The organism is Natrinema zhouii (assembly GCF_013456555.2).
Taxonomy (GTDB): domain Archaea; phylum Halobacteriota; class Halobacteria; order Halobacteriales; family Natrialbaceae; genus Natrinema; species Natrinema zhouii.
On record NZ_CP059154.1, the window covers coordinates 943,565 to 956,480 of the forward strand.

General features: G+C 59.1%; 15 protein-coding genes and 1 pseudogene. 9 read left to right on the forward strand and 7 right to left on the reverse strand.

Going from position 1 to position 12,916, the window contains the following annotated elements; translation table 11 throughout:
* Positions 1–27: 27 nt before the first annotated feature.
* Complete coding sequence (locus HYG81_RS23285; RefSeq protein WP_180842059.1) at positions 28–1,344, forward strand: TIGR00341 family protein; 1,317 nt, start codon at positions 28–30, stop codon at positions 1,342–1,344.
* 58 nt (positions 1,345–1,402) lie between these two features.
* Positions 1,403–2,728, forward strand: coding sequence for a glutaredoxin 3 (gene grxC / locus HYG81_RS23290; protein ID WP_180842060.1), 1,326 nt, complete (start codon positions 1,403–1,405; stop codon positions 2,726–2,728).
* Between the two features lie 64 nt (positions 2,729–2,792).
* Here the strand turns inward: grxC and HYG81_RS23295 are convergent, their stop codons facing one another.
* The 5 genes and pseudogenes from HYG81_RS23295 to HYG81_RS45725 all read right to left on the reverse strand — a co-directional run.
* Entirely contained in the window at positions 2,793–3,125 is a 333-nt protein-coding gene (locus HYG81_RS23295; RefSeq protein ID WP_180842061.1) for a type II toxin-antitoxin system PemK/MazF family toxin, read from the reverse strand.
* A complete protein-coding gene (locus HYG81_RS23300) occupies positions 3,122–3,475 on the reverse strand; it encodes a MarR family transcriptional regulator (protein ID WP_180842062.1) in 354 nt (117 codons plus the stop codon). Before HYG81_RS23300 ends, HYG81_RS23295 begins: the two co-directional genes overlap by 4 nt.
* 90 nt (positions 3,476–3,565) lie before the next feature.
* Positions 3,566–3,778 carry a hypothetical protein gene (locus HYG81_RS23305; protein WP_226777519.1) on the reverse strand — a complete coding sequence of 71 codons (213 nt, stop codon included), beginning with the start codon at positions 3,776–3,778 and terminating at the stop codon, positions 3,566–3,568.
* Between the two features lie 351 nt (positions 3,779–4,129).
* On the reverse strand, positions 4,130–6,523 hold the full coding sequence (locus HYG81_RS23310) for a BGTF surface domain-containing protein (protein ID WP_233289910.1): 2,394 nt from the start codon (positions 6,521–6,523) through the stop codon (positions 4,130–4,132).
* Between the two features lie 3 nt (positions 6,524–6,526).
* Positions 6,527–6,601: pseudogene (locus HYG81_RS45725) on the reverse strand (surface glycoprotein); the annotation flags it as partial.
* Positions 6,602–7,090: 489 nt separating this feature from the next.
* Here HYG81_RS45725 and HYG81_RS23315 point away from each other — a divergent pair.
* The 5 genes from HYG81_RS23315 to HYG81_RS23335 all read left to right on the forward strand — a co-directional run bounded on the left by HYG81_RS23315 (position 7,091) and on the right by HYG81_RS23335 (position 10,486).
* A complete protein-coding gene (locus tag HYG81_RS23315; protein WP_180842064.1) occupies positions 7,091–7,771 on the forward strand; it encodes a carbonic anhydrase in 681 nt (226 codons plus the stop codon).
* Between the two features lie 597 nt (positions 7,772–8,368).
* Positions 8,369–8,932, forward strand: coding sequence for a S1C family serine protease (locus HYG81_RS23320; RefSeq protein ID WP_226777521.1), 564 nt, complete (start codon positions 8,369–8,371; stop codon positions 8,930–8,932).
* 208 nt (positions 8,933–9,140) lie between these two features.
* Positions 9,141–9,386 (forward strand): AbrB/MazE/SpoVT family DNA-binding domain-containing protein, encoded by a 246-nt coding sequence (locus HYG81_RS23325; protein WP_180842066.1) that lies wholly within the window; start codon positions 9,141–9,143, stop codon positions 9,384–9,386.
* Positions 9,383–9,769, forward strand: coding sequence for a PIN domain-containing protein (locus tag HYG81_RS23330; protein WP_180842067.1), 387 nt, complete (start codon positions 9,383–9,385; stop codon positions 9,767–9,769). Before HYG81_RS23325 ends, HYG81_RS23330 begins: the two co-directional genes overlap by 4 nt.
* Positions 9,770–10,150: 381 nt before the next feature.
* Complete coding sequence (locus HYG81_RS23335; protein ID WP_180842068.1) at positions 10,151–10,486, forward strand: DUF5789 family protein; 336 nt, start codon at positions 10,151–10,153, stop codon at positions 10,484–10,486.
* A gap of 414 nt (positions 10,487–10,900) precedes the next feature.
* Here HYG81_RS23335 and HYG81_RS23340 read toward each other — a convergent pair whose 3' ends face one another.
* Together HYG81_RS23340 and HYG81_RS23345 are read right to left on the reverse strand one after the other, a co-directional pair.
* Positions 10,901–11,236, reverse strand: coding sequence for a chorismate mutase (locus tag HYG81_RS23340; protein WP_180842069.1), 336 nt, complete (start codon positions 11,234–11,236; stop codon positions 10,901–10,903).
* On the reverse strand, positions 11,233–12,105 hold the full coding sequence (locus HYG81_RS23345; protein ID WP_180842070.1) for a shikimate kinase: 873 nt from the start codon (positions 12,103–12,105) through the stop codon (positions 11,233–11,235). The genes HYG81_RS23340 and HYG81_RS23345 overlap by 4 nt, the downstream gene beginning before the upstream one ends.
* A gap of 132 nt (positions 12,106–12,237) precedes the next feature.
* Here HYG81_RS23345 and HYG81_RS23350 point away from each other — a divergent pair, with 132 nt between their 5' ends.
* The gene (locus HYG81_RS23350) at positions 12,238–12,669 is read left to right on the forward strand and encodes a DUF5796 family protein (RefSeq protein ID WP_180842071.1); all 432 of its coding nucleotides are present in this window, start codon (positions 12,238–12,240) and stop codon (positions 12,667–12,669) included.
* Entirely contained in the window at positions 12,669–12,914 is a 246-nt protein-coding gene (locus HYG81_RS23355) for a DUF7508 domain-containing protein (RefSeq protein ID WP_180842072.1), read from the forward strand. The genes HYG81_RS23350 and HYG81_RS23355 overlap by 1 nt, the downstream gene beginning before the upstream one ends.
* The last annotated feature ends 2 nt before the right edge of the window (positions 12,915–12,916 follow it).

Genomic DNA, 12,916 nt, shown 5'->3' on the forward strand with positions numbered 1-12,916 from the left:
TGACCGACCCCGCCATGGCTCTCGAGAGTGCGATTACTCCAGGTGTTCGTGCCGGACGACACGCGGGACGAGGCGCTCCAGGTACTCGAGGGCGAAGACATCGATTACGTGTTGACTGCCGAGAACAGTGACCGGGACAACGGCGATCTGGTCACGTTTCCGGTACCGACCCAGGCCGTCGACCACGTGCTCACGTCGTTGCGCGAGATCGGCATCGATGACGACTTCATCGTCGTCTCCTCGATCGAGACCGCACGCACCCCGCGGATCGATGAACTCGAGGAACGGTACGTCAGCGGGGAGGAAGCGGACGACAGCATCACTCGCGAGGAGATTCGGACGCGGGCGCTGAATATGACCCCCAGTCGGGTCACCTATTACGTGATGACGGTCCTGAGCGCGATCGTCGCGACGGCGGGCCTGTTGCTCGACTCGCCCGCGATCGTCGTCGGTTCGATGGTTATCGCCCCGCAAGTCAGTGCGGCCCTTACCGGCACCGTAGGGCTCGTCCTCGACGACCGAGAGATGGTCCGTAGCGGACTGTCGTCGCTGGCGATCGGGCTCGTCGTCGCGATCGTCAGCGCCTTCGCCTTTGCCTGGCTGGTACGTTTCAGCGGAGTCATTCCCTCGACGATCGATATCACAGCCATCGCCCAGGTTCAAAACCGAATCTCACCGGGCCTGCTCGCGCTCATCGTCGGGTTCTGTGCCGGGGCAGCGGGTGCGTTCGGTCTCGCGACGGCGATCCCCGTCTCACTGGTCGGCGTGATGATCGCCGTCGCGCTGATCCCGGCCGCCGCCGCAGTCGGTATCGGGCTGGCCTGGGGCCATCTGCCTGTCGCCCTCGGAGCGTTCGTCCTGGTCGCGGTCAACGCCGCGTCGATCCTGCTGGCGGGGCTCGCCGTGTTCTGGTACCTCGGCTATCGACCGCTGGACTGGACGTCGGGAACGCTCCGCGGAAACGTCTCCTGGGACCGCGTTGGCACCCTCGCCGTCGTGCTCGTCCTCGGAATAGTCGTTATCACCGGTGCTGGCATCGTCCTCGGCCAGCACGTCGCCTTCGACAACGAGGTCAACGAGGAGGTCAGAAGCGTCCTGAGCGACGCCGAGTACGACCGACTCGAGCTGGTCGAGGTGCGCGCCGAGTTCAACGACGGCGGCCTTGTTAGCGACGAGACGGCCGTCACAGTCGTCGTCCAGCGGCCTGCAGACTATCCGTATCCCAACCTCGCCGAACGGCTCGAGACGGCACTCGAGGATCGAACCGACCGCGAGCTGGTAGTCACCGTCGAGTACGTCGACAGCGCGACGACGGCGAACGACACCACGGGCCCGTCACAGTAAGCGGGACCCGATTGCTGAGAGCGCAAGCGGTTTAGGCACTCTATCCGAACTATGAAACATGAGCGAACAGCCACGCGTCGAGATATATACCAAAACGGACTGTCCGTACTGTGAGAAGGCGAAGGATCTCTTCGATAGCAAGGGCGTCGAGTACGAGACGTACAACGTCTCCGACGACGACGAACTGTTCGAGGAAATGGTCGAGCGCGCGGACGGGCGCAAGACCGCCCCCGAAGTGTTCATCGACGACGAACTCATCGGCGGCTGGGACGACACCAGCGCGCTCAACGAGACCGGCGAACTCGACGAGAAGCTCGGTATCGCCGACGAGAGCGACGGCGAAATCGTCGAACACCGCACGATGATCATCGCCGGTACCGGGATCGCCGGGCTGACCGCCGCGATCTACGCCGGCCGCTCGAACAACGAGCCGCTGGTCATCGAAGGCGACGAACCCGGCGGTCAGCTCACCCTGACCACCGACGTCGCAAACTACCCCGGCTTCCCCGACGGCATCGGCGGCCCCGAGCTGGTCAACAACATGAAAGAGCAGGCCACGCAGTTCGGTGCCGAGCTGAAAAACGGCATCATCGAGTCGATCGACGACTCGAGTCGTCCCTTCCGCGTCGAACTCGCGGACGGCGACGTCTACACCGCGGACGCCGTCATCGCCGCGTCGGGGGCCAGCGCCCGCACCCTCGGCATCCCCGGCGAGGACGAACTCATGGGCTACGGGCTCTCGACGTGTGCGACCTGCGACGGCGCGTTCTTCCGCGACGAGGACATGCTCGTCGTCGGCGGCGGCGACGCCGCGATGGAAGAAGCCACCTTCCTCACGAAGTTCGCCGACACCGTCTACATCGCCCACCGCCGCGAGGAGTTCCGTGCGGAGGACTACTGGGTCGACCGCGTCCACGAGAAGGTCGAAGACGGCGAGATCGAGATCATGAAAAACACCGAACTGACCGAGATCCACGGCTCCCAGGCCGAGGGCGTCGATCACGTCACGCTCGTCGAAAACGACAAGGGCCACCCCACCGACCGCCTCGAGGACCCCGAAACCGAGGAGTTCGAGTTCGACGTCGGCGCGGTCTTCTTCGCCATCGGTCACACCCCCAACACCGACTACCTCGCGGACACCGGCGTCGAGATGGACGCCGACGGCTACCTCAAGACCAAGGGCGGCGAGGGCGGCGGGCAGACCGAAACCCACGTCCCCGGTCTCTTCGGTGCCGGCGACGTCGTCGACTACCACTACCAGCAGGCCGTGACTGCGGCAGGGATGGGCTCGAAGGCCGCACTGGACGCCGACGAGTATCTGGAAGACCTCGAGCGCGCGGACTCGAGCGTCGAGGAAGTGGAGCCGGCAGCGGCTGACGACTAACGGTTTCTCATCGGTACCGCATCTGACCCCGCGTTTCCGGATTCAGATCCGTTGTTCACACGTACTATAGGCCGAGATAGGAGACAAGAGTAGCGACAGCGTCGTCGACGATTGCTTCGTCCAGCGTTCCGAGTTTCCGATCGATAGCAGCTTCATCGATCGCCATTACCGACCACGGCAGAATCGCGCTCTCGTCCGGGAGTCCGCCGGTGACCATGTCAGCATCGTAGATCGGAATCCGTTCGTCGTACCAGGTCTTCGTCGAAAGCGTGAGACAGATGTATTGGTCGCCGTGAAACGGCATGTCTGTAGTATTGAGTACGAGCCAAGGACGGGCCATTTCTGGCCCTTTGAAAGGATCGTCACCGTAGACGATTGTGCCGCGGTCGTACGTCATCGATCGTCTCGGTCGGCGGCATGTTCGACCCACTCCTCGCGATCTTCCGCCCCGTAGAGCTCGTTAAATAGTCGGTTCGCTCGGTGGATATCGTACGCCTTCCGCAATCGTTCCGTGTCGTCCGTGATCGCCCAGTACGACCCCTTGTGGCGGACGAGGTCGCGCTCCTCGAGTCGAGCGAGGACGGTATTGATCGAGTTCCGGTTGATATCCGTCCGGTCGGCAATCGCCGTTGCCTTCCAGGCACGATCATCGTTTTCGAAGAGGAACACGAGTACCCGCTCGGGATTGCTCATCTCCTCGAGTTCCTCCTCGCTGCGTTCATTGAAACGGTCGATATCGATAGACATAGTGGGTACTAGCGATGCCGAGCATATAGTTGTACCCTCTGTCACCGATGTACGATACTTCCGTGCGTACCTACTGGTAGCGAGTTTCGGTCAACACGAACTCGAGTAAGACAGGGAAAGGATTTCGAACGCGCGGACTCGAGCGTTGAGGAAGCGGAGCCGGCGGCGGCTGACGACTGATAGGTTCTCGAGCGAGGCAGCAGAGATCGGTTCTAGCGCATCCTCTTTTGGACTGTGTTCGGCGAACTGGAACTCGATTCGATCCGTGTAGACTGCGCTCTCGAATCCTCGCACCCATACCATCACACGTCGAGACGTAGCAATACCCGTATTCGGGCACTCACGCTCGAGCACGTTTAGCCGTATCAGATTTCGCAAAGGCCAGCGCCGTTTCGGACTGACCCACGTCGATCGGCACCGAGTCGAGTTCTCGACTCGGCGAACACGTCGTCGTCACCGTTCTGTGACTCGAGTTTAGCGACGTGTACTCGAGTGAGCTCGGCTTCGGTCAGGTTCAAAACGGGATCCGATGCATAGCCGAACGATATCGAATTGGGTCAGTGATACCGACACCCGCTGCTGTGGCTGGTGGGTGTAGCGTCAATAAAAGAAACCGCGGAAATTAGGGCCGGCGGAAGCCGGTAGTTCTACAGCTTAGTTCTGGCGGCGGAGTGCCAGCATGGCAGCGCCGAGGAGTGCGACGAGAGCGACGCCGACACCGAAGCCGGGCGTACCATCGTCGTCATCGTCTCCATCGGAGCCGTCGTCACCGTCGGATCCGTCACTACCGTCGGAGCCGTCGGAGCCGTCGGATCCGTCACTACCGTCGGAGCCGTCGGAGCCGTCGGATCCGTCACTACCGTCGGAGCCGTCGGATTCGTTGACGGTCAGCGTACCTTCGTCACTGGCGTCGCCAGCGGAGGTACTCCAGCTGATGTCGCCTGCGGAGCTGGTGTCGAAGTCTTCGCTGACTTCGTGCGTGCCACCAGCTTCAACAGTGATTTCTTCCTGAACGACGACCTCGCCGTCGATCGTGACGTTGAAGTCGACAGTAGCATTGGCGTCACCGTCGTTGGAGACGGTCACGTCGAGTGCTGCATCTTCATCAACCTCGACCTCAGAGGGTGCGTCACCCTCGACGGAGATGTCGGATTCAGGCTCGGGTTCAGCATCGACGAGGACAAGGTTTTCGACAGTTGCACCGAATTCAGATCGCTCTTCAAGATCGAATTCGGTACCGTTCATTTCTCCAGAGAAGTCGAACGTCGCTGTGAAGGTTCCGTCACTAGCGACATCGGTGTCTACGGTGTTGACGAAGTTCCCGGATGCGCTCGCGGTTGCCGAGAGTTCCGTGCCAGGCGCGATGTTCGTCTCGCCCACTAGATCAGTCTCTTCAGTGATTTCGACTTCGTCTCCGTCTTCGAGAGTCCACTCGAAGTCACGCTCTTCAATCGAGAGCGAGTGCTCGTTCTCGATCTCGTCGTCTTCGTCGGAGATGTAGTTGTGGTCTGTCTGATCGACGTTGTAAGTCACGTCGTAGCTGGTGGCCTCCAGAGCGTCAGCGTTGTCGACCTTGAGCAGGAGGCTGTCACCATCGTACTCGGAACTGTCAACTGCAACCAGTTCAAGCAGACTGTCACTGCTTTCGGTACTGCTGTTCCAGATAGCTGGTTGAGCGTTCGTACCGGGGTTCGATTCTTCGAGTTCGATGGAGACACCAGCATCGGTGAGGATACTGTTAATGGGGTCGCCATCCTCAACACCGGCGAGTGCACCGGTCAGACCGAGATCTTCGACGTCGACGACCATGTAGTCGCCCTCGGCGAAGGTGTTCGTCTCCGTCAGCGTGGTCTCGGTAACATCGTCGGCGTTATCGAGATCGTCCTCACCAGGCGCGGTGTGCGTGCTGATGTCGCTGTTCTCGGAGCGCTCGGTGAGCGTTAGGTACGAGGAGTCTTCCTCGTTGATGATTTCGGCATTACCGGTAGAGTCAGAATTGTCGAAATCATCGCTCTCAGTATCGAACTGGTCGCCGATGATCAGTTCGTAGTCACCGGCACCGAGTCGGTCCGGGAGCGTGCCGTCGTCGCTGATGTTAGCGTAAACGACACTAACATCAACGTCGCTGGAGCTGATCTCCTCACCGTTTTCGTCGATAGCGGTGAAGACATCTCCTCCGTTCTGACCCGCGGTGTAGGTGTTCATCACGAGAGTGATTTCGTCCTGGTCGTAGTCTGCAGAGTCAATTTCGAGACCAACTTCGTAGTTAGTGTCTTCGTGTTGACCAACCTGCAGGGCAGTGCTGCTAGTGCCGTCGGTATTGATGTCGATGGTTGCGAGTTCGCCCTGCTCAACCATTTCGACGTCACCAAAGCTACGCTCGGCTTCTTCGCCTTGGGTGACGTTGATCGTGGCGCTGGCTTCAGCGGTCGTGTCCGTCACACTAAAGGTAAACTCATATTCACCGGCATCGATTTCGTCGAAGTTGGCATCTTCGAAAGTGCCTTCTGCGTTATCGAGAGTGACCGTATCGTCGTCACCGTCAGAGTTGTTGCCAATGACGTCGTTGCTTTCGCTGGTCTCTCCGAAGATGTTCTCGAGATCATCAACGTTGAGGCCGTCAGCGCTGACGTTCACGTCGTAGTTCGCGCGATTGGAGTCGAACGTGAGGTCGGTCACCGTATCGGAGCCTTCGTTCGTAATCTCGCTGTCGTCGAACTCAGCGTCGAGTTGCTGCGTAGTCAACTCAAAGGAGTTCTCTCGAATTTCCTCAACACCGTCACCACGGAGGAAATAATCCCCCGTCTCGAGGTTCTCGGTGTCGATTGTGACTACGCCATCATCGTTTGTACTGACCTCGGTTTCGAATGTACTCGAGGTAATCTGGCCGTTGTCGTTGAACTCATCAACGCTTCGAAGCTGATAGGCTGTATTTGCTTCTGGAGTCGTAGCGTTGATTTCTTGACCCTGATAGTAAATCGTTTCATCAGGATCGAAAGTCACGTCATTTGCAGCCGCCGTCGCCGAGCCCGCAAACGCAGCGGACATGGCAACAACGGAAAGGACCATAAGCGCGGCCAGGACAACTGCACGTCCCTTTTCGCGATATGTCGTTTCGTTTGTCATTTAGGTTGTGTTATTATCGTGTTTGGATTAGTTAGCGCGCGATTCACCTGGAGAGCGAGTCCACCGCAGCACCGTACTACCGGACTTATTGGTCGACTCACACCGGGTAGGGGTAATCAGTTCTTTAGACAACTCCATAATAAGCTTTCTGTCTCATATATTAAAAATGATATGCGGTAAAATTCTATTAACGCCCGACAGCGTCGGGGTGATAGCGAAGCAGTAAGAGTGTTGTGGCCGATCGAAACAGTCCTCCGGGAGTGATATTCGCTCGAGCGATGCTCTCTAACGGGATGGTAACTCAATACTACCGCCGTCAATCGCGTCTCTCGGCTGGGACGCGGTCCGCTGTCGCAGACGAATCGTGTTAGGAAGAGTGTTCTTCAAGCCAGCAAGACACGAGTGGTGATCGCGACCGGCTCACCGGAGACCCCAGCCAGTATCACAGGAAAACTAGGAATTATATTCTGAACCGCCCTTCGCCTACGCATGCACCGAGAATTCATCGAGTTGCTCGAGGCCAACGCCGACCACGCCGAAACGCACCAGTCACAGTTCGACGACGTCCAGGAGTCTCAGGAACCGGACGTCGTCACCGTCTGCTGTTCCGACTCGAGGGTTCTGCAGGATCACATGTGGGGCAACGACGAGCCCGGCCGGATCTTCACGTGTGGCAACATCGGCAACCGCGTCGTCCAACGCACGGACGCGGGCGAGGTCGTCTCCGGTGACGTCCTCTATCCGGTCGCCCACACCGGCACGGAGACCGTCGTCGTCGTGGGCCACACGGGCTGTGGAGCCGTGACCGCGACCTACGACGACCTGACCGAGGGAGTGTCCGAACCCGACGGGATCAGTCACTGTCTCGAGCTCCTGAAGCCACACCTCGAGCCGGGCGTCGAACTGCTCCCGGACGATATCGACCGAACGGACGCGATCAACCGACTCGTCGAGTACAACGTCGATCGACAGGTCGAGTTCCTCACGGCCAGCGACGACGTCCCGGAAAGCGTCGACGTCGTCGGTGTCGTCTACGACTTCCAGGACGTCTACTCCGGAAACCGAGGGGAGGTCCACGTCATCAACGTGGACGGCGAAACCGACGCCGACGCGCTGCGAGACGAGTATCCCGACCTCGAGTCGCGGATCGAACGCCAGTGGGAGTACTGAACGTCTCCCATCGTGCGGTTCATCGGGAGAATCGCCGAACTGATCGAGGAGGCTGTCGGTAGAGCATTGGCGGCGACGATACCGGCGGACGTCACCGAATCGACGTCGCCTCGATTCTCATCTTTCCGGACTTCTCGACGATCAGCGCTTCGTCGGTCTCGAGTTTGTCGTGACAAGCTTGGGTATCAGACATCGGATCCGAGTGTGAGGGTCTCGTCGTAGCCGTCTCCCTACGATGTATTCGACGAGCGTGGAAAACCCTCCCAGATACACGAACGGTTATCTCACAGGATACTAATCGGGCTGTATATGGACCGGACATCTCGCCGAGATATTCTCAAAATTAGTTCGACTGCGATCGTGGCAGGGCTTGCAGGCTGTACAGACACAGACGGTTTTTTCGCTCCGTCGAACACCACGGAAAACGCCGAAAATGACGCGCAGAGAGAGCGTATCGAGGAGCTCGAAGACAGAATCGAATCGAAAAACGAACGTATCGAAGCGCTCCATCGAGAAGAATCGATATCGGAGTTCTCGACCGATATCGTTGAGCAGGCAGAAGCGATGGCCAAAGCGGCCAGAGAATCCGTCGTGACGGTGAGCGGAGACAGAGCTGGCGGGACCGGGTGGGTTCTCGATGCGACGAAAGGACACGTTGTGACGAACTCCCACGTCGTCACTGGCGACGAATCGTTCTCGATCGAAACGTTCGGTGGCGACACCGGTAGCGCAACCCGTGTCGGGTACTACCGAGAGATGATCCCTGACGTTGCGCTTCTCCAAACCGATCTGGACGGACTGCAAGAACTCCCGACTGGGGACGAATCGACCCTTCGCCCCGGCGACCCGCTGGTAACGATCGGACACCCTGGCAGTATCGGTAACTGGATCATGAGTATGGGGCGCCACGAAGAATACGACGCAAGATTCGAGACGCTGTACTCGACAGTCCCCACGTCACAGGGCAACAGCGGTGGGCCACTGCTGACGCTCGAGGGAGACGTTGTCGGCATTGTGAGTGGATCGAGAGTGCCGGAGAGGGGCGGCGAGGGTGACTTCTCGAAATCCGAGGTAGTGTACACGCAATTGCCTGAACCTGAGCGGTCGACAACGAGTGCACCGGTTGAGACGCTTCTGGAATCGGTGGACGAGTGGACGTGAGTCAGCTGAGTACGAGTGTACTGCTATCGAATCGTTCCGTAAAAAACACGAGTTCGTTATCGTGCTCGAGCGTAACAGTTACATGTATATTTTCGCGCTACTCGACCTTGTTCAACTTGCTAAAATTTGCTAGATACTCTACGAATATCGTACCACTAGTCGATTCTTGATGGTAAGATTCTTTGTTCGTGGTAACATAATCACTTCTATGTCAGCGGAAACCGATGGGCAAGGGCGGCTGTACCTTCCAAAAGAGCTGCGTGAGAAGTACGGCCAGAAGTACCATATCGTCACGTACGAGGATAAACTCGAGCTAATTCCGGTGGCAGACGACCCCCTCGCTGCCGTCCGCGAGGCAGCAGGCGAGCTTCGTGATGCATCGGTCAAGGAGATCCGAGAGGACATCAAGGCGGAGGCGAAAGACGAGGCCAAGGAAACCGGCGGTGACAGATGACGGTGTACGTCGAAACGGATTTCCTGCTTGCACTCGCCAAAGACTCCGATTGGTTGCAGGGCTCTGCGGAGGACGCCCTCGTCGAGTACGACGTCGAAGCATCACCGTTCTCGTATCTCGAATTACTCCTCGCCCGAGAACGCTACGAGTTCGACTACGTTCCGCTGGTGGCGAACCTACTCGAACTTGTTCCCGTGCGGGACGAAGAAGAGAAACAGGTAGTGCTGAAAGCCATTAACTACTACGACGAGGGAATGACTCCGTTCGACGCGTTCCACGCGGCGACTGCGGAAACGCGAGCGATGGATGTACTCTCTTCCGAGAAAGACTACGCAGACATCGAGGTAGAACGAGTCCCACTCGAACCGACCGACGAAGAATGACTTCAGACTGAAAGAGCATCGTGTTGCTTCCAGTTGTCGTGGGTTACTAGCCCTCCCGTTCGCAACACCTCTTCTGCCTGTTACTCGAACGACACAACTCACTGACTACTGTCCAGAACAGCATTCTCCGATAAAGTGTCTAAGACGGTCGTATACCTGACTACCGACTCTCCCGCTGCTCGACCTTGTTCAGGTCTATAACTCACGTTACACGGTTGCGTGTACTTTTCCGGTTTCCGAACGAGTGAACCGCAGAAACTCAACTATCCACTGAATCGCTCAGTACGCGTGCGTATCTCCCGATGTAGTCGGTAAGTGTTTGAGGAAGTCGTACCGAGCAGCGCCAACAGGATTATTCCGCCCGCTCACATAGAACGGATGATGGGAGACAACAAAAAGGGCCGCGACAAGCAAGCGGATGATGAAGAGCGACGCCAGCGAGAGCGGGAACTTGAGGAAGCGCGTGACCGGGGCGACGAATCCGAACCGGTACACGACGAAACTGGTGAGAGGCTTGGTGATCTTGATGAAGCGCTCGAAAGCCAAGACTATCCAACGATGACGGATGAATTGATTGAGGCCCACGGCGATCGTGAGGTCGAAACGCAGGAGGGTTGGAAATCAATCGACGAGGTGCTCGCCCCGATCGATAACGAACAATACGACTCCGCCGATGACGTTCGAAACCGGATACAGGGACTGATACATCGTGGATGAGTGCGTCCAAATCAACACTGTATCCGTATTCACCTACCCATGAATCACACTAGAAATTGAAACAGGGCCCGGAACAGCACTACTGTATATCGCGTTCGTCATAGCCGCGATTATCGGGATCTATTACGCATCTACCGCCGTCGTCAAGTCGTCCACTACATGTTAGATCATATACACTATTGAATCTCGGATGCTGTGCTATTACAGAGATTTGTCAATCAGATGGTGGATTTGATAAGGAGATCGGTAATACTTCACAAGGATGTGTTTTGCTACGCCCACCTCCTGTACTGAACAATATGTACATCATTTTCACAAAGCAACACTAGCTACTCTCTTGATGGCTATGGTCAGTAAGAATGACAATAGTGGGGGACAGTTCCGGTGCCTACTATCGGTTTGTAATGTTATGCGCTACCGTTTATCACGCTGGGAGATTTTGTTCAGCTCGATCAGCAGTCGGAAGATCGCCTTCACGAGATTCGCATCGACGTCGAACTGCTCGGCGTTGTCACCCGCTCGCTCCATGACCTGCTGTTCCTGTTTCTCGTCGGTCGTCGGCAATTCCCGTTCGTCTTTGACCGCGGCGATCGTGTCCGCGACGTAGGTCCGTTGGGCGATCAGCTCGACGATCTCCTGGTCGATCGTCCGGATCTCCTCGCGCAATTCGTCGAGGTCCATCTCTTCGGGTGTGCGGTTCTCCTCGTCGATTCCGCCGTCCGTTGCCGTCTCCGTTGGCTCTCGAGTCATGTCGTTCGTGTTCCGTCCGTTCGCGTCTGCAGTAATCGTGTCGTTCCGTCCCGCTCGTCCCACCGTGGTTGCACTGTCTCGAGCGTCTCCCGCTCGCCGACGGCGACGTAGCTCGGCCCGGTTCCGGAGAGCGAAACCCCGGTAACGTCGGGTAAGACGTCGATCATCGGCCCTGTCGAGAACTCGAGCGCCCCACAGAAGGCGAAGCCGTTGACGGTCATGGCTTCGCCGTAGCGTCCCTCGAGCGCGAGCTCTTCGACGAGGTCGGCCATCGGAGCGACGCGCTCGCAGGCCGACACGTCGGCGTCCGCGCTGTAGGACTGTTCGGGCGGCGTGTAGACCAGTGCGTGCCAGTCGACCTCCTCGCGGGCGAGCAGCGCGTCGGCCGTGTTGTCGGTCACCGTCACGCCGCCGAGCATGCTCGCGCTGGCGTCGTCGAACGCGCCGGTCGCCGTCACGCCGGCCTCGCGGGCGGCCCGAACGCCGAGTCGGCAGGCCTCGATCCGGTCGACCGAGTCCGCGACCTCGAGGGCGTCGAGCGTCGCGAGCACCGTCGCGTTGGCCGCGGCGCTGGAACTCTTCAGCCCGGAGGCCATCGGGACCTCGCTCTCGGTATCGACGCGTGCACCCACGTCGGTTTCGTCCAGCCCGGCCCGCCCGGCGTAGTCGGCGATCGTCATCGCAACACAGCGCTCGACGAGCGTCGTATCGGCCTCGGGCCGGCCGGCGATCGCACCGACGATCTCGCCGTCGTTCGTGAGCTCGACGGTCGCCGTCGTCTCGAGGTCGATCGCGAACGCCGAGCCGGTTCCGGTCGCGAGTGCGTTGAGTACCGTCCCGGCTGCGGGGGCGACAGCGCGGCCATCCATACTCGGACACTCTCAGAGAGCGTACTTACGGCTAACGATCCTCGAGACCGATCGCTGGAGGGCCGCCTCCGAAGCGAACCAGTGAGACCAAAGAACGCACCGTTTTTCCCCGATCCGACCGAAGCGGAGAGCATGAGCGCGCGCAACAACGTCGCCCCCGGCACGATCGGGGTCGATCTCGTCGATGGTGGCGTCGTCGTCGAGTACCACGACGGCCGAGACGTCTTCTACCACGGCCCGCCCGAACCGGTCGACGGCGCCCTGACGACCCCACCGGGCAAAGAAGTGCACGTCCTCGTCACCGATCCCGACGGGGTCGAGGGCGTCATGACGTACGTCAACGATCGGAACACCCACGACGACATTCTCGAGACGACCGGCGTCGGCCGCGTGATGCTCGATCGCGACGACGAGGAGGTGCTGTTCCCGGGCGTCACCGTCGCGACGGAGGCCTACTCGGTCCGCGTCGAGGCCGATCTCTCGGTCGTCGACGGACGCGTCTTCGTCTTCGCCGAGGACGAGATGAGCGAACACGCCTACGAACTCGTCGAGGAGACCGACTGATGCCGCTGCAGAAATCCTGGCGCGACCTCGAGCGGAAGACGGTCGCCGCTGCGCCGGATCGGCCCGGGGTCTACGAACTCGGTGACGACTCGGGAACAGTGCTAGCAGTTGACCACGGCGTCCTCCAGGACGAACTCAAGAGCGCGCTGGCCTACGGTGACGGCGACCGCGTCCGCTGGACGGAGACCCACACGCTCGAGCAAGCACGCGAACTCGCGGCCGAGCATCGCGAGCGCCTCGAGTGATC

Bases quoted from the DNA above. Each gene is read 5' to 3' on its own strand.
- HYG81_RS23350 (WP_180842071.1), top strand. From the start codon at position 12,238: ATGAGCGCGCGCAACAACGTCGCCCCCGGCACGATCGGGGTCGATCTC.
- HYG81_RS23310 (WP_233289910.1), bottom strand. From the start codon at position 6,523: ATGTCCGCTGCGTTTGCGGGCTCGGCGACGGCGGCTGCAAATGACGTG.
- HYG81_RS23340 (WP_180842069.1), bottom strand. From the start codon at position 11,236: ATGACTCGAGAGCCAACGGAGACGGCAACGGACGGCGGAATCGACGAG.
- HYG81_RS23300 (WP_180842062.1), bottom strand. From the start codon at position 3,475: ATGTCTATCGATATCGACCGTTTCAATGAACGCAGCGAGGAGGAACTC.
- HYG81_RS23315 (WP_180842064.1), top strand. From the start codon at position 7,091: ATGCACCGAGAATTCATCGAGTTGCTCGAGGCCAACGCCGACCACGCC.
- HYG81_RS23305 (WP_226777519.1), bottom strand. From the start codon at position 3,778: ATGGTATGGGTGCGAGGATTCGAGAGCGCAGTCTACACGGATCGAATC.
- HYG81_RS23355 (WP_180842072.1), top strand. From the start codon at position 12,669: ATGCCGCTGCAGAAATCCTGGCGCGACCTCGAGCGGAAGACGGTCGCC.
- HYG81_RS23345 (WP_180842070.1), bottom strand. From the start codon at position 12,105: ATGGATGGCCGCGCTGTCGCCCCCGCAGCCGGGACGGTACTCAACGCA.
- HYG81_RS23330 (WP_180842067.1), top strand. From the start codon at position 9,383: ATGACGGTGTACGTCGAAACGGATTTCCTGCTTGCACTCGCCAAAGAC.
- HYG81_RS23335 (WP_180842068.1), top strand. From the start codon at position 10,151: ATGGGAGACAACAAAAAGGGCCGCGACAAGCAAGCGGATGATGAAGAG.
- HYG81_RS23325 (WP_180842066.1), top strand. From the start codon at position 9,141: ATGTCAGCGGAAACCGATGGGCAAGGGCGGCTGTACCTTCCAAAAGAG.
- grxC (WP_180842060.1), top strand. From the start codon at position 1,403: ATGAGCGAACAGCCACGCGTCGAGATATATACCAAAACGGACTGTCCG.
- HYG81_RS23295 (WP_180842061.1), bottom strand. From the start codon at position 3,125: ATGACGTACGACCGCGGCACAATCGTCTACGGTGACGATCCTTTCAAA.